Origin of the sequence: Vagococcus entomophilus (assembly GCF_003987595.1) — a bacterium.
GTDB classification, from domain to species: Bacteria; Bacillota; Bacilli; order Lactobacillales; family Vagococcaceae; genus Vagococcus_E; species Vagococcus_E entomophilus.
In genome coordinates this window covers 411,624-426,153 of sequence record NZ_NGJZ01000002.1, presented here as the reverse complement: position 1 = coordinate 426,153, position 14,530 = coordinate 411,624, and the positions used below count along the sequence as shown (strand labels likewise).

General features: G+C 36.8%; 16 protein-coding genes and 1 other annotated feature (1 of these 17 running past the window's edge). Of the genes, 1 reads left to right on the top strand and 15 read right to left on the bottom strand.

Annotated elements, in window-relative coordinates:
* Positions 1-32: 32 nt before the first annotated feature.
* The 3 genes from CBF30_RS08005 to CBF30_RS07995 all read right to left on the bottom strand — a co-directional run bounded on the left by CBF30_RS08005 (position 33) and on the right by CBF30_RS07995 (position 3,349).
* Entirely contained in the window at positions 33-854 is an 822-nt protein-coding gene (locus tag CBF30_RS08005) for a metal ABC transporter permease (RefSeq protein WP_126824886.1), read from the bottom strand.
* Between the two features lie 355 nt (positions 855-1,209).
* Entirely contained in the window at positions 1,210-1,890 is a 681-nt protein-coding gene (locus tag CBF30_RS08000) for a metal ABC transporter ATP-binding protein (protein WP_126824883.1), read from the bottom strand.
* A gap of 331 nt (positions 1,891-2,221) precedes the next feature.
* Positions 2,222-3,349 (bottom strand): alpha/beta hydrolase family protein, encoded by a 1,128-nt coding sequence (locus tag CBF30_RS07995; RefSeq protein ID WP_126824880.1) that lies wholly within the window; start codon positions 3,347-3,349, stop codon positions 2,222-2,224.
* 140 nt (positions 3,350-3,489) lie between these two features.
* Here CBF30_RS07995 and CBF30_RS07990 point away from each other — a divergent pair, with 140 nt between their 5' ends.
* On the top strand, positions 3,490-4,038 hold the full coding sequence (locus CBF30_RS07990; protein ID WP_126824877.1) for a TetR/AcrR family transcriptional regulator: 549 nt from the start codon (positions 3,490-3,492) through the stop codon (positions 4,036-4,038).
* A gap of 325 nt (positions 4,039-4,363) precedes the next feature.
* Here the strand turns inward: CBF30_RS07990 and ispE are convergent, their stop codons facing one another.
* The 12 genes from ispE to CBF30_RS07930 form a co-directional block, all read right to left on the bottom strand.
* Entirely contained in the window at positions 4,364-5,218 is an 855-nt protein-coding gene (ispE, locus tag CBF30_RS07985) for a 4-(cytidine 5'-diphospho)-2-C-methyl-D-erythritol kinase (protein WP_126824873.1), read from the bottom strand.
* Between the two features lie 74 nt (positions 5,219-5,292).
* On the bottom strand, positions 5,293-5,571 hold the full coding sequence (locus tag CBF30_RS07980) for a hypothetical protein (RefSeq protein ID WP_126824870.1): 279 nt from the start codon (positions 5,569-5,571) through the stop codon (positions 5,293-5,295).
* Between the two features lie 155 nt (positions 5,572-5,726).
* Positions 5,727-6,521, bottom strand: a complete 795-nt coding sequence (locus CBF30_RS07975) for a DUF6681 family protein (protein ID WP_126824867.1) — start codon at positions 6,519-6,521, stop codon at positions 5,727-5,729.
* A 32-nt stretch (positions 6,522-6,553) separates the two neighbouring features.
* Complete coding sequence (locus CBF30_RS07970; RefSeq protein WP_126824864.1) at positions 6,554-6,946, bottom strand: hypothetical protein; 393 nt, start codon at positions 6,944-6,946, stop codon at positions 6,554-6,556.
* 125 nt (positions 6,947-7,071) lie between these two features.
* Positions 7,072-8,076 (bottom strand): alpha/beta hydrolase, encoded by a 1,005-nt coding sequence (locus tag CBF30_RS07965; protein WP_126824861.1) that lies wholly within the window; start codon positions 8,074-8,076, stop codon positions 7,072-7,074.
* Positions 8,077-8,190: 114 nt separating this feature from the next.
* Positions 8,191-8,376 (bottom strand): hypothetical protein, encoded by a 186-nt coding sequence (locus CBF30_RS07960; RefSeq protein ID WP_126824858.1) that lies wholly within the window; start codon positions 8,374-8,376, stop codon positions 8,191-8,193.
* Positions 8,377-8,450: 74 nt separating this feature from the next.
* Entirely contained in the window at positions 8,451-9,386 is a 936-nt protein-coding gene (locus CBF30_RS07955; protein ID WP_126824855.1) for a hypothetical protein, read from the bottom strand.
* Positions 9,387-9,538: 152 nt separating this feature from the next.
* Complete coding sequence (locus CBF30_RS07950; RefSeq protein ID WP_126824852.1) at positions 9,539-10,729, bottom strand: amidohydrolase; 1,191 nt, start codon at positions 10,727-10,729, stop codon at positions 9,539-9,541.
* Positions 10,730-10,743: 14 nt separating this feature from the next.
* On the bottom strand, positions 10,744-11,589 hold the full coding sequence (locus tag CBF30_RS07945; protein WP_126824849.1) for a MetQ/NlpA family ABC transporter substrate-binding protein: 846 nt from the start codon (positions 11,587-11,589) through the stop codon (positions 10,744-10,746).
* Positions 11,590-11,602: 13 nt separating this feature from the next.
* Positions 11,603-12,286: a methionine ABC transporter permease gene (locus CBF30_RS07940; protein ID WP_126824846.1), complete on the bottom strand. Its 684-nt coding sequence runs from the start codon at positions 12,284-12,286 to the stop codon at positions 11,603-11,605.
* Positions 12,283-13,365 carry a methionine ABC transporter ATP-binding protein gene (locus CBF30_RS07935; RefSeq protein ID WP_126824843.1) on the bottom strand — a complete coding sequence of 361 codons (1,083 nt, stop codon included), beginning with the start codon at positions 13,363-13,365 and terminating at the stop codon, positions 12,283-12,285. Before CBF30_RS07935 ends, CBF30_RS07940 begins: the two co-directional genes overlap by 4 nt.
* Before the next feature lie 25 nt (positions 13,366-13,390).
* Entirely contained in the window at positions 13,391-14,233 is an 843-nt protein-coding gene (locus CBF30_RS07930) for a MetQ/NlpA family ABC transporter substrate-binding protein (RefSeq protein WP_126824839.1), read from the bottom strand.
* Between the two features lie 134 nt (positions 14,234-14,367).
* Positions 14,368-14,530: a binding site (T-box leader), on the bottom strand; it runs 75 nt beyond the window's last position.

Below are 14,530 nucleotides of genomic sequence, written 5' to 3'. Positions count from 1 at the left end.
AAATAATTGCTATTTTCGACCCTTTTTATAAATTATGTTTCTTTTAACCATTTTGATTTAATTTTTTTGCCAATACTCACCAGTAAAAACATCCCAATAAATATGATCGTTATGGTTGCGCCAGGAGGAGTATCCACATGATAAGATGCTACTAGTCCAGAAAGCATGCCGATCATTCCAACAATCACACTGATCACAATCACAAGATTAAAACTTTTCCCGATTCTCATCGAAATAGCCGCTGGAAGAACCATGATAGCAGAAACTAAAAGAGCCCCTGCAATCGGAATCATGACCGTAATCGCAACTCCCGTAATGACATTAAACAATAAGGACATGATTTTAATTGGCAAACCATCTACATGTGCGGTGTCTTCATCAAAAGTCATCACATACATCGGTCGTTTTAAAAGGAGAAACAAAACCACAATGGCGAGTAATAAGACGCCTAAAATTTTCACTTGATCCCAACTGATCGTCACGATGGAACCAAATAAATATTGTTCCACACGCATTGAAGAATTGCCTTTATTCGCATTCATCAGTATCAACGCGATAGCAAGCCCACCAGACATCAATATAGCGGTAGAAACTTCCGAATAGGTGCTATAAATACTACGCAAATACTCTAGTACAACTGCAGAAACAACTACCACACAAAGGGTCGTAATCGTTGGGTTATAATTGATAAAAAAGCCAAGTGCGATTCCTGCTAAAGAAACATGCGACAGTGTATCTGCCAAAAGCGACTGCCTCCTGACCACTAAGAAAACGCCTAACATCGGCGCGATAACTGCCATAAAACTCGCCGACAAAAGCGCCCGTCTCATGAATTCATATGAAAACATCGTCAAGATTATTTTCCTCCCCACTACTATTCTTCACTATTTATTTAGATAACCTACTAACATAAAACGTAAAGATTACGTTTCGATATCAGATAAACTTTAACAAAATATCCCAGACTAGTCAAGGAATTATGAGCAATCGATTGAGGGGCTTCACTTGCCAAATATTCTTACTCCTTAACCATCCGTTTCCCACTCATAAAACCACTTAACGAAAGAAAAGTCCTCAGAAACAATCGATTGTGCCCACTTGAAAGAGAGAAACTTTCTTACAAAAAACAGAGTGGAATTGCTCCACTCTATGAATCAGGATCTATGACCCGTGCTTTCAAATCAATCAAAAGAGTTTTAAGGTTGCACCTCATTCGTGCATGTGAAAACATCTCCACTCCGAATTTTCTTTTCGGATTAAGCGAATGTGCCGATCAGCATATTGCTTAATGTCTTCGTGATCATGTGTAATCATCAAAATAGCTTTTCCATGATCATGAGCATTATGACGCAACAATTGATAAAAATCTCCTCGGGAATTCTCATCCATTCCAGTTGTTGGTTCATCTAGCACAAAAAGGTCGGGATCGGTCGCAAAGACACGAGCCAGGCAGATTCGTTGTTTTTGTCCGCCTGAAAGTTCTCCAACCCGGCGATTTCTCATCTCCCACATTCCAACAGATTTCAAGGCTTTTTCAACATGCTCGTGATCATTTTTTGAAAATGGTTTGAACCAACGTCCACGTTGATAGCGACCCGAACGAACAAGCTCCAGAACCGTACTCGGAAACCCCGCATTAAAGGAGGCAATTTGTTGAGGAATATAGCCAATACTAAGAGGATTCCCCTCTTTATTTGTTTCTGAAATCTCTACAGAACCCTTGGCAGGTTTTAAAAGACCCAGTGTATTGCGAATCAAGGTGGACTTTGCCGCCCCATTTTCACCTGTCAATATAACAAACTCACCTGGGTCCACATGATACGAAACATGTTCTAGCACGGGTTCTTCTCCGTAATAAAAGCTCAAATCTTCTACTTTTATATAATGCATTCTTTGACCTCTCTATCTCTTCTAGCTTCATTCAAATCGAAAAGGTTACACTTTTCTCGCAAAAAGAGCATACCACGCATCTATTTAACCGTCAAGAAAGAGCTATGTAGAGAAACCTTTTTCCAACTAACTAATTTAATTACATCCACTAAAGATGTCTATTGGATTGTCGCACTAGCCAACCATTCCCACTTTATCTATTATGTGTTATTTAGAGTCTCGCTCTTCTTTATTTAATAAAATAGTAAAAAACTTCAAAAATGGAATAATTTTCCAGCTTTTGAAGTTCTTTTACTGTTCTAGATTTGGTCAATCTTTACGACCGATACGTTTAGTGCTTCTGCATTAAAAATTGATTGATAGCTGCGAAGGCTAGATGCATGGCCCCTGCCTGACAATGCTGCTCTCCACCAGTTTCTTTTGTGAACACTTGTGTTGTAATAGATGCAGCATTAATCAACCCTTGCTCCATCTGTGCTAATCTGTCTATTGGTACATACTGATCTTCTTCTCCTGCTAAAAGTAACACATTTTGATTAACAAAAGGTAGTATGTTTGCTACTGTATGTTTTTTCAGATTTTGCAACACGTCGTAGGGAGTTTTTTCTTTTGTATTTTCCATTCCTTTTTGAATTTTCCACTTTAAATCTAGGTCTTGTGCCATCTTACTTGTTAAAAGTTGATTCACTTGCACTTCTTGTTTCGTTTCAAGCCATTCAAGTAATAAATTGAATTCTTCGTTACAAAAATTTGCGTGCAAATAATCCAGCCCTGAGTAAAAAATATCAAAACATACAACATTATGAATTCTTTTTTCAAACGCAGCGGCTCGAATAGCAAAGTATCCCCCCCATGAAACGCCTACGATATCTGCACTGTCCAACTGAAAATAGTCCAATACAACTTTCATCGGTTTTTCCCAGTTTGGAATGAACTTCAGCCCGTTTCTCAAAGCTCTTCCTTGTCCTGGACCTTCAAATATAATAAGTTTGCGATTCAACAATTTTTGAATTGGCGCAAGAATAGGCATTACTTCTTCCAAGTAAGCATCATATCCTGTAAAAAAGATTACCGGCAACGCCTCAGAATTTTCTCCAATCGTAACAGCTGGTAAAAAAGAATGTTCATAAGGAATCTTATAAGATGTAAACGCACTCCGATCAAAACTTTTGTCAAAATTTTCAACATAATTTTCATAGATTTGATCTTTTTTGGCATCATTTGGATCCATATAAAATTCTGCTGCTTGATAATATGTAGCAGCTAAATCAAACTCACCCTTTGTTTCCCGTTTCATTGCTTGCTTTTCCCAAGAATGAAACCAGTTTTGTGTATCTGTCAGATACGGAATAATTTCCTGAACATCTTCTGCCACACGAGCATCATTTTGAATTTTTCCTCCAATCAAACGATTGATTTGTAAATCAAATTGTTGATTTCCTGTATATTCTTTAAACATAAGAATTCCTCCTTCGATGTTGCTCTTAGTATACTGACCCCTTTCTTTACAAACAACCAACGATTTTATACAATAAGTTGGAAAAACCAACTCTGCCACGATTAGAGTTGGATAACTGGTCATTTTAGGAGGAATTGCTTATGAAAAAAGATCTACGTATCGTAAAAACCAGAAGAAATATTCAAACAACTTTACTAACAATTCTTTCAGAAAAATCGTTCCGTCAAGTAACCGTTAAAGATATTTGTCAAGAAGCCTTAATCAACAAATCAACTTTTTATGCGCATTATTCAGACAAGTACGCTTTACTTGAAGACGTTGTCGCGCATTATAGTCATCTCCTTAAGGCAGAAGTTGGTCCCCGTTTTACGCAGCTTTCTGCTACTCATTTACTCTTTATTTTTAAAAATTTAGAGACAACTTTATCCCAAAATAAAAAAGCATATCTAATACTTTTAGACATCCATGAAGCAGAAGGCGATTTAGCAAAAGAATTAGAAACTTATTTTTGCACACTATGCTTAGATTACCTAGAAAAACATGAACTGAAACTTCAGGTACCTCACCATTTTTTTGCTCTAGTTTATGCTAGTTACCTCATGCAATTATTGCTCTGGACTTTAAAAACTGGCGAAAACATGCAAATTTTAGAGCTTTCTCAAGCTTTAGAACAAATACTCTACGAATAAAAGGAGTGAATACGTATCTTGGAGCAAACAATATAATAAGCTATAACCCCTATCAAAACAATCCGGCGAATCAGGCAAATAAAAAACGTTATCCAAAGTGTGCTCCTCGAAAGGAACTCCCTCAGATAACGCGTCCATAGAATCGCTTTATGCTTTACTAAAGTCTGAAACGTTCTACTTAAACAAACAATAGGTTCGAATGATCGAGCTATCGGTAGTGGTAAAATTGCCACTACTTTGGGAACAATCCCCGAATTTCAGCACAATGTAAACTTTCCTTCTCTAATTGATTATCGAATGAACGTAACAACTTGAGCTGTTCTTTTTATTTATTTAGTGTTCGAATCAGATAGACTTCTTCACAAAATCCTTTTAGTCCATTGCACACTCGTTGTGCCCGGCTTCTTTTTTCACATAAAGCAAACACAGTAGGTCCACTGCCACTCATTACCGCAACATCTGCTCCGAATTGTTGCATTTTTTCTTTCAAAAATCCAACGATTGGATAATTTTGAACCGTGACTGCTTCAAGAGAATTGCCCAGCGAGGAAACCATTTTTTTAAAATTTTGCTGCTTGATGCTTTCTTTAATTCCTTGAATATCCGGATGAACGAGTTGTTCTAATTTTAAGTTGTGAAAAACAGTCCCAGTAGATACGCTTAATCTTGGCTTCACTAATACGACCCAACATTGGGGAACTTTGGGTAAAAATTCTATTTTTTCCCCTTTGCCACGTACATATGCTGTATTGCCATAAATACAATACGGAACATCAGAACCGACTTTTTCACCTAATTCAGCTAATTCTTCTAAAGATAATTTTAGCTTCCATAAACGATTCAGACCTCTAAGCGTTGCAGCTGCGTCACTACTTCCACCAGCCATACCAGCGGCAACAGGAATTCGCTTTTGCATCTGCACGTGCACACCTTTCGTGATGGAACACTCCCTTTTTAACAACATTGCTGCTTGATAGATATGATTTCGTTCATCTAAAGGTAAGAAGCTGTTATCCGTTTCAATAATAATTTCATCTTTTTCTAAAGTACGAAATGTTAAATGATCGGCTAAATCAATGCTTGACATAACCATTTCAAGCTCATGATACCCGTCATCTCTTTTATATAGTACATCTAAACCCAAGTTAATCTTCGCAGGGGCTTTTTCAATGATTTCCATATAATCACCTATTCTTCCCAAACAATCTTATGTATTCTACCATAATTTATTAAGAAAGTATAGCTGACACTTGCTTAGACTCCCGAACCTTCTGTCGTACTTTCTGTACTGCTACTTGTATCCCCTGATTGTTGGGGATTCTCTCCAGAGGGAGCACCGTTAGGACCACCCCCTCGCCCTCCTTTTTGTGTATTTGGCGCTTGCCTATTATTTGTTCCATTAAAAGGATTTTGTTGTGTCTGTTTAGCTTGATACAACTGAAATCCGAGTACAGCTATGATAATAATCGATACTGTACTAATCACAATCGTACTCACTTGCCATTTATTTTTCATCACTATTTTTTTCTTCATCAGATCTTTTCCTTTCTTTTTAGAATGAGCTGATTATAAAAAATGGAACTTAAAATCGACTTAAAAAAGAGACATAGCCTCTCTTTTTTAGACTAATACAACATAAAAAAGTAGGCGCACGTTTCAATCATGCGCCTACTTTTTTCTCGTTCTTTTTACAGCTTTGCCTCGTATAAAACTTCTAAATGAATTTGATACGGGTCGAAACCTTGAAGAATTTCTTTTCTTCTTCCTGGCATTTTGTACTCCCCACCAGTTATGTAAACATTCGCTGGAAAAATAGTATAGGAAGATTGCATTTTAGCGGTATCAACCTCTGCAATCTTTGTGATATAGCCGACTCTTTTTCTTTCAATCGCATTTAACCCAATATATAAAGCGAGTCGACCTCCTTCTTCTTCAATTGTACTAGACGGAACTAGTAGTTTTTTTCCAAGGCTGTATGTTTTGTCTTTGATTTTTTTTTGCTTCCCTATATTTTGTACAGTCTGTTGTTTAAAGTACTGCACCAAATCACTCAGAACCTTCTGCCCCTCTGGTGTCACCTTTACTTCCGATATTAGCCCTTGTTCTGTGACTTCTTGCTTATCGTAAATAACCAAATGAGAGCCATCTTTTCCAGTTGGAATTTCTACATGATCTTTCTTTTCTGCATTTTCAAGTTCTTTTGCCGCTAATTTTTTTTCAACCCATGGAGAAATATCCCATTTAACATTTCTATCATAAAAATAAAAAATAAAGTTTGTGATCCAAAAATAAATTAATACAATTAAAATCAAGCTATAAATAATGGCTTGAACATAAGAATGAACTGACAAAAATTGATAGATTAAATAACCAATATAGGCATTGCTAATAACACCTACTATTAAGTAAGTTCTATTCTTGGCTTTAACGTTAATATTTAAATAACTTAAAAATCGATTGATACCATCGAGTATTGTAAACATAATTGTGCTCCTTTCAACTTATACTAATTTTCTTATCCTCCACTAGTAGAAGTCGCTGTCGTTGTACTCGTTGTCGTATTCGTTGTTTCCCCAGTCGTTTGGCTACTAGTTGTACTTGTTTCTTGTGTTGTACTAGTGCTACTACTTGATTCATCATAAGTGCTCGAAGTTGTAGAACTAGTCGTCTCAGAAGTGCTACTTAACTCTGAAGTTGTTTGTGATCCATTTGAACTTGAAGCCGACCCATCTTTCGTCTCTTTTGTAGAAGAATCAGATGTTGGAACACCTTTTGTCGTAGAAGTCTGTGTCGTACTAGGTGCAACAGATTGCGTCACTTGTTTGGCAATCGTTGTCGTAGCTCCAAGTGCTAGCCCTATGGAAACAATGGCAAGCGGTGTAATAATCGGCGGAACTTGTTTGCCCATCTCAATTGCCTCCTTTTTTATTCTTTTATTATATTCTAACATCATCTTGTGAATTCTTTGCAATAAATTGTTTAAGTAATTCTTAACAAAAAATCAGGCATTTTCTTATAGCAGTCGGTTGTCGATTATTTTACATATTTTTCTAAAAAAGTCTTTGTTTGTGAAAAACACTCTTTTGCCTCAGTTGTCCGAAGCTTGAATTGATATTCATGAGAAATTTGCTTTTTCCCATCAAAAAATAAGGTTGTTACTGGAACTTGTTTTTCTTTCAAGTTTTTCTCCAACCGTTTTGCGTGCTTTTCAAAAGAACCAGAGTTACCATCTGTTAAAAAAGTCGGGGGGTACCCAGCTGTCACTTGTTGACTAACAGAAGCATTCCGAGCTGCTTGTGTTTGTTGCCAATTTTTTTGCCCAATATACGCCCATCCGAGTTGACCGATAAAAAACCGATTTAGACGTCCTTCAACATTCGTTAAGTATTTGATGTCATAAGGCCCACAATACAAAAGACTCGCTTTTATTGTGTCTTTTGGCACCACTTGCTTCATCTTCATCTCATCAGCTAAGGACTTATTTGTTTGAACAGCAATAAATTGACCCGCAATTTGCGCACCGGCAGAATCCCCCCCAACAATGAGTTTGTCCAAATCCATATTGGGATAGTGATGTGCATTTTTCTTCAAGTATGCGTACACCTCACTCGTTTGAATAACTGGTGCTGGGTAGTGTGCAGCAGGTGCTACTTCATAATTCATTGCCACTACTATATACCCCTGACTTGCCATCATACTTCCCCAATCTTTGAGTCCTTTTTTGTCACCAGTAATAAAAGCCCCTCCGTGAACCCATAAAATAACCGGATATTTTTTTGAAGTCTCTTTCTTAGGTAAGTAGATATCTAGCTTATTTTCTTTATATTTTGAAGGATAGGTTAAATTTTTCAATTGAGTCACTTGACTCGTGTAAATCTGAATATTCTTTGGCGATGGCGGTGTCTCGGTTAATTGCGGTGTACGCGCCAACCAGTGTACAAACGGCTTAGGAGACACATTCACCATCACAATCACGCCTAGCACGATAGCGAATATCCCCAAAATGAGCGCCATTAAAATCCTTTTTGCATATTTCATAATTTACCTACCTTTTTCGTCAATATCCATCATTATAGCATATATTTAATTGAAAAAAAAAACTAGACAGTTATTTTGCCTAGCTTTTTAGCTTTATCAAACACTGGTAGCAAGCTATTTCTTAAAAAAACCTTTCACCTTATCGACTACACCTGTCGCGTTGTCACCTAATAAATGACTAAACTCGGATACTTTGTCCCCGAGTTCATCTTTGTTATCTTCGATAAATTTCTTTGCTTCTTCTACGTTCCCATTTCCAACTAATTCTTTTACTTTGTCGACCCATTCATTTTTGCTCATTTCACTCACTCCTTTAAATCTATGCTATCATATTAGAAAAAAACAGTATATTTTTTTGCCCCTTTTTTGCCCATCTATAGTTGAACCTCTTGGTAGCTTTCTCCAAGATACCCGTTGATATAGTCCATTACTTTTAAATAGAACTGCCATTGCTGATATCTATTTTCTTGAATTTTGTAACCAAAAATCGTTTTTTTTGTATACTCCTCAATTTTTGCTTCAAATTCTAGTGTTTCATTTTTATAAGTATTGATTTTTTCAAAAAAAGAGCGTTCCATTTCTATTTCTTCTGCATGAACCCAAGCATAACCTAAATATTTAATTTTGCTTTTTTGAACATGATAGCAACTTTCTTTCATTTTTACCCATTTATTTGGGCTAGATTCTCTGATTTTGTCGAATAGTTCAAGGATTTCGTCCTGCAAAGCCACTTTATCAAGATCAACTAACAGTAAATTTGCCACCCTTTCTGAGGGAGTCACTTGAGCTTCTACTCTTTTTTGTTGGCTTTCTGTAGTATTCTTTTCACCTATTTGACTACTCATTTCTGGATTAGAATTTGGGTCTTGCAACATCTTCTCTGTAGAAAAATCCAGTCGTTCGAAGCGCTCTTTGTGATAGGCCAATCGCTTTGAAAGTTCTTGATTTTCTTGCTCTAACAAATTCAATTGTGCTTTTTGTTCTTCTTGCCATTCTTTGAAACTATAGTACCAAAAACGAATCCATTTTTTCCTCTCTTCCACTGTAATACCAAATCGTTCAAAACTTTTACTTTTTAAGGTAAACTCGCTGTAGTAATAATCAATATCAAATTCTTCATCAGTCTGATTCAAATCTAGCGTTAGCTCTTTGTAATATAACAAAAAATAATTCCGCCATTTTTCAGTCGTTTCTTGAAAAGCAGTCAATGTATACTCTTTTGTTTCTCCTCGTATTTGGATAATAAAAGTATTTCCAGTTGATTTATTTGAAAAAATCCCAGATTTTTGATAATGTCGGATAGTAATCACTTGTCTCACCTCTTTCAAAAAAGTGTCTTTATATAAAAATATAACAAGTTATTTTTAATTACTCAACCTTTAATAAAAAATAGCTAAAAAATGCTCGCACTAAAAAACAAGTGGCAGGACAAAATTACTATTTGTCCTGCCACTCGTTTAATTTACTGAGCTAAGTATTCTAACGCATAGCGGACGTGGTACTCTGTTGCTAGAGCAAGTCCTTTTTCATCCATATCAAACTTTTCATGATGATGACTATATTGCGTCTCCGGATTTTCTGGGTTTCGAATTCCCACGCGTCCATATATTCCTGGCTTAATTTCTAAAAAATCAGCAAAATCATCTGCACCTAAACTTTTGGGATTATCATGAATCACATTCTTGCTCCCAACAATCTCGCTTGCTACTTGTTGCGCTAGTTTTGTCGCATTTTTTTCATTAATAAGTGGTGCTGCGGCATCATAATTTTCAAAGGTAATCGTTGTCCGATGTGCTTTGGCAACATCCCGTGCAATTTCTTCCACTCTTTTGACTGCCAAGGCTCGTGCTTCATGACTAAAAGCTCGAACAGTCCCTTCAAGTGTCGCTTGATTGGCGATAATATTATATCTTGTGCCTGCATTTAGCGCACCAATCCCCACGACTACCGGTTCTAACGGAGAAATTTCGCGTGCGACAATCTTTTGTAGTTCCACCACAATACTTGCAGCAGCAAGTACCGCATCACGCCCAAGATCTGGCCGAGATGCATGCCCACTTTCTCCACTCACTTTAATTTTAAATATATCACACGATGCATTGGTTGCCCCACCAGTTGCGACTAATTTTCCCACTTCAATACTGGAGTCAACATGGATACCAAATACTTGATCTACCTCTTCTAAAAACCCGCCTTGGACAAACTGTCTAGCACCAGCACCAATTTCTTCTGCTTGTTGAAAAGCAAATTTGATGGTACCTGCAAACTCCTCTTGACGATTTTTCAGCACTTTTACAGCGCCCAACAGCGCGGCAGCGTGGCCGTCATGACCACAGGCATGATTCAGACCAGGATTTTTTGAGGCGTAGTCTTTTCCTGTCGCATCTTCTAGTTCTAAAGCATCAATATCCGCTCTGAGTAAAATGGTTTTTCCTGGACCTTTGCCACCTTTTAATGTTGCGAGTGCACCTGTTTCACCAACAGAAACATATTCTAGTCCTAAATCATCCAGCTTTTGTTTAATAGTTTTGATCGTTTCATATTCTTTTAGACTTGGTTCTGGATGTTGATGAAAATGTCTTCTTAGTTCAATTACTTCTTGGGCATTCTGTTTAATTTCATCATGTATCGTTAGTTTTACTTGTTGTGTCATTTTTTTCGCTCCTTTTATTTTTTACCAAAGGTTTCCCAAGCTGCGACGTTTGCGCCTTTAGACGTTTCTTTTATCGCTTCTTTTGTTGCTTTTGTTTGATATTCTTTTACGATTTCTTGATAAACTTTTTTATTCTTGTCTTTTTCGTTTGCTACAATAATATTTACATATGGTTTAGAAGATGCATTTACTGGTTCAAGGTAAATTGCGTCTTTACTTGGATTCAATCCTGCGTCTACCGCCATACCACCATTGATAACAGAAGCTGTGACATCTCCCAACGCTCTAGCAGTTTGAGCAGCATCTAGCTCTGTGATTTTTAGATTTAGTTTATTTTCTGTAATATCTTCTACCGTTGGGGTATATCCTTTTGCTTCATCCACTTTAATCAGACCCGCGGTTTGCAGCAAACGTAAGGCACGCCCACCATTTGTTGTATCATTCGGGATAGCAATCGTATCTCCTTTTTTAATTTGGCTAACTTTTTTTATTTTTTGAGAGTAGATACCAAGTGGAGAATTAACAGTATTTCCGATAGAAACTAATTTTGTTCCATGTTCTTTATTATAATTATCTAAAAAGATCTGATGTTGGAATGCATTTAAATCAATTTCTCCCTCTGCAAGAGCTGCATTAGGCTGCGTATAATCTGTAAATTTAACTAATTCTACGTCAATATTTTTCTTCTTGAGTCTTTTGACAACAGTATCCCACACATCTGTATCCGATCCAACTACACCAATTTTTACTTTTTGGACTGACTGGTTGCTTTCCTTACTGCCGCTCCCACAAGCTGCTAACCCGCCAATCAATAAAAATGCTAATACTGCTAACCCTAAATTTTTTAAATTCTTTTTCATTTTATTTTCTCCTTTAATCATGCGTAATTTTTTTGATAATAAGATTGCTTGCAAACTGACTGATAAAAACTAAAACTAAGATGATAATTGTTGCAACTAAGGTCACATCTGTTTGGAAGCGATTATAGCCTCTACTTATGGCCAAATTTCCCAACCCACCACCACCAATTGCTCCAGCCATTGTGGTCAGACCAATCAAATTAATAATGGTTAAGGCACTGACACGGACAATACTTACCAAACCTTCTTTTAAATACACCCGAAAAATAATTCCAAATGGTCCCACTCCCATAGACTCAGCAGCTTCTATCACACCTGAATCCACTTCAAGCAATGCGTTTTGGATTTGTCTAGCAAAAAATGGCGTAGTTCCCACAACTAAAGGAACCAAAGCAGCTGTAGTCCCTATTGAAGTGCCTACTAAAAATCGTGTAAAAGGAACAATCACTGCAATCATAATAATAAAGGGAATGGAACGAAAGATGTTTACCAATTTGTCTAACACATTGTAAAGAGGTCGATTCTCAAGAACACCATTTTTTCCAGTAACAACCAAAATTACCCCTAATAAAATGCCTAACACTCCAGCAATTATCGCTGTCCAGAATGTCATATATAACGTTTCTATCGTACTTTGGATAAATTCTTCTTTCAATGAAATCACATTGGGAAAGTGCTGAATTAAAAAATCAGTCATGACAACTCCTCCGTCTTGTTTGTTTTAATTGTTGCTAATTCTGAAGCAGTTATTTCCTTCACTCTTACCTGTTGCTGATTCAAATAGTCGAGTGTCGTTTCTATATCGGACGCTGCTCCAGATAAAAATACGATTAAATGCCCCACTGGTATTTTTTGTAAAATCTCAATATTTCCATATAAAATATTGGTTTCGATTCCAAACTTAACGTACAATTGATTAATTAATGGCTGATTCGTCGTTTCTCCAACATACGATAATTCAATTAGTCGCTGATTTTGAGATTGTGCTTGTAAGAGTAATGATTCATCTTGTGCAATCTTCGCAATAGCCTGATCAAGATGGCTAGCAGTTCGAATAAAATCTTGTGTCAAAGGACGTTTTGGTCGATTGAAAATAGCAACAATATCATTCTCCTCAATAATCTCCCCTGCTTCCATTACCGCCACACGATGACAGATCTCTTTTACTGCTTGCATCTCATGCGTAATCAGCACAATCGTCAAATCCAAGCGTTCATTAAGCTGTTTGAGTAAATCCAAGATTTGCAACGTTGTTTTAGGATCTAATGCGCTTGTCGCTTCGTCACAAAGTAATATCTCAGGATCATTTGCGAGTGCTCGTGCGATCGCGACCCGTTGTTTTTGTCCTCCTGATAGTTGAGAGGGATATGCATCTTTTTTATCTTTAAGCCCAACTAAGTCGAGTAATGACAATACTTTTTGTATTCGTTCTGATTGAGGAAGTTTAGAATATCTTAGCGGAAAGTAGACATTTTGAAAAATGGTTCTGGCACTCATTAGATTAAAATGCTGGAAAATCATGCCAATCTTTTGGCGCTCTTTTCTAAGCTCTTTTTGATTCATCTCTAAGAGCTTTTTCCCTCCTACAATTACTTCTCCGGATGTCGGCCGTTGTAAAAGATTAATCGCTCTCACTAAGGTGCTTTTTCCCGCCCCAGAATAGCCCACGATGCCAAAAATCTCCTTTCTTTTGATTGTAACATTGACCTCTTTTACCGCCTCAACTCTTTTTCCTTTTTGCTCAAAAATAATTGAGACATCTTTTAATTCGATCATTGCTTTCCCACACTTTCTTTTTTATTTAATTGCTCAAATAGCTGATGGGTTGATTTACATCCACTTTTGTTCCAGCAAAATGTTTTTTTATATACGCTTTTACCTCTGAGCTATGATAAAGCTTTGCCAATTTTTTAAGTTTTTTGTTGTTTTTATTACTAGAAGCTGTTGCTAAAATGTTGATATTTTCTTTTGTTCCTGCCTCTACTTTTTCATAATAAATCGCATCTTTTAAAACGTTTAGTCCACCTTCTAAAGCAATCGTATTTCCTATTGTGGCCAAATCTACATCCTTTAAAACTCTAGGACCGGTTTTATCATCTATCAACTTAAACACTAAATTTTTGGGATTGCTTACAATATCAGCGGTGCTGCCAATGCCAGAGTCAAAATCACTTTTTAATGTAATTAAGCCCGCAGCTGCCAATAGCTTGAGCCCTCTAGCTGCATTTGCTGGATTATCTGCAAGTGCTACAACTGCATGATTTGGAACTTCTTTAATTTTTTTGATTTTACTTGAATAAATCCCCATTGGCTCTAAATAAGTGGTTGCAATAGGAATCAGCTTACTTTTACTGTCTTTGTTAAAACTAACCAGATAACTGTATGATTGAAAGGCGTTTACATCAACTTTTTTATCCGCAGTTGCAGTATTCAGAGCTACTCCATCATTGATATCTTGTACTTCTATATTCAAACCAGCCTTTTTAGCTGCATCTGATTTGGCAATGTATTGCCAAATTTCTGCGTCTGATCCAAGTGATCCAATAATGATTTTCCCCTCATCACTAGCCTTCGTTCGTTGACCGCAGCCCCCCAATATCAAGAGAATAACTAGCACTAGACTCCATCCTATTTTTTTTCGCATCTTTCTCCATCCTTTTACCCATTATTTTTAACAATAACGAGTCAAGCGTTCCTGTTTTTCACTTAACTCGCAAAACAACTTTTTTTCTTCAAACAAAAAGCGTCCTCCAAAGCATATATTTTTTAATATATGCTTTGGAGGACGCTTTTGCGTGTTACCACCTCTTTTTTAGGAAACACTCACATGCTCCCCCTTATTAAGTACAAAACAACTATACTTTAGCGCTTTATCGGGCGCACCCGGAATTGCCTAAACTATTTTTCAGCAATTCAACTCTATGGCCATTTTCAGCATAAT

Excerpts from the sequence above, each read along its gene's own strand:
- CBF30_RS07990 (WP_126824877.1), top strand. The coding sequence starts at position 3,490 with ATGAAAAAAGATCTACGTATCGTAAAAACCAGAAGAAATATTCAAACA.
- CBF30_RS07940 (WP_126824846.1), bottom strand. The coding sequence starts at position 12,286 with ATGACTGATTTTTTAATTCAGCACTTTCCCAATGTGATTTCATTGAAA.
- CBF30_RS08000 (WP_126824883.1), bottom strand. The coding sequence starts at position 1,890 with ATGCATTATATAAAAGTAGAAGATTTGAGCTTTTATTACGGAGAAGAA.
- CBF30_RS07935 (WP_126824843.1), bottom strand. The coding sequence starts at position 13,365 with ATGATCGAATTAAAAGATGTCTCAATTATTTTTGAGCAAAAAGGAAAA.
- ispE (WP_126824873.1), bottom strand. The coding sequence starts at position 5,218 with ATGGAAATCATTGAAAAAGCCCCTGCGAAGATTAACTTGGGTTTAGAT.
- CBF30_RS07975 (WP_126824867.1), bottom strand. The coding sequence starts at position 6,521 with ATGTTTACAATACTCGATGGTATCAATCGATTTTTAAGTTATTTAAAT.
- CBF30_RS07945 (WP_126824849.1), bottom strand. The coding sequence starts at position 11,589 with ATGAAAAAGAATTTAAAAAATTTAGGGTTAGCAGTATTAGCATTTTTA.
- CBF30_RS07970 (WP_126824864.1), bottom strand. The coding sequence starts at position 6,946 with ATGGGCAAACAAGTTCCGCCGATTATTACACCGCTTGCCATTGTTTCC.
- CBF30_RS07980 (WP_126824870.1), bottom strand. The coding sequence starts at position 5,571 with ATGAAGAAAAAAATAGTGATGAAAAATAAATGGCAAGTGAGTACGATT.
- CBF30_RS07930 (WP_126824839.1), bottom strand. The coding sequence starts at position 14,233 with ATGCGAAAAAAAATAGGATGGAGTCTAGTGCTAGTTATTCTCTTGATA.
- CBF30_RS07960 (WP_126824858.1), bottom strand. The coding sequence starts at position 8,376 with ATGAGCAAAAATGAATGGGTCGACAAAGTAAAAGAATTAGTTGGAAAT.
- CBF30_RS07950 (WP_126824852.1), bottom strand. The coding sequence starts at position 10,729 with ATGACACAACAAGTAAAACTAACGATACATGATGAAATTAAACAGAAT.
- CBF30_RS07965 (WP_126824861.1), bottom strand. The coding sequence starts at position 8,076 with ATGAAATATGCAAAAAGGATTTTAATGGCGCTCATTTTGGGGATATTC.
- CBF30_RS07995 (WP_126824880.1), bottom strand. The coding sequence starts at position 3,349 with ATGTTTAAAGAATATACAGGAAATCAACAATTTGATTTACAAATCAAT.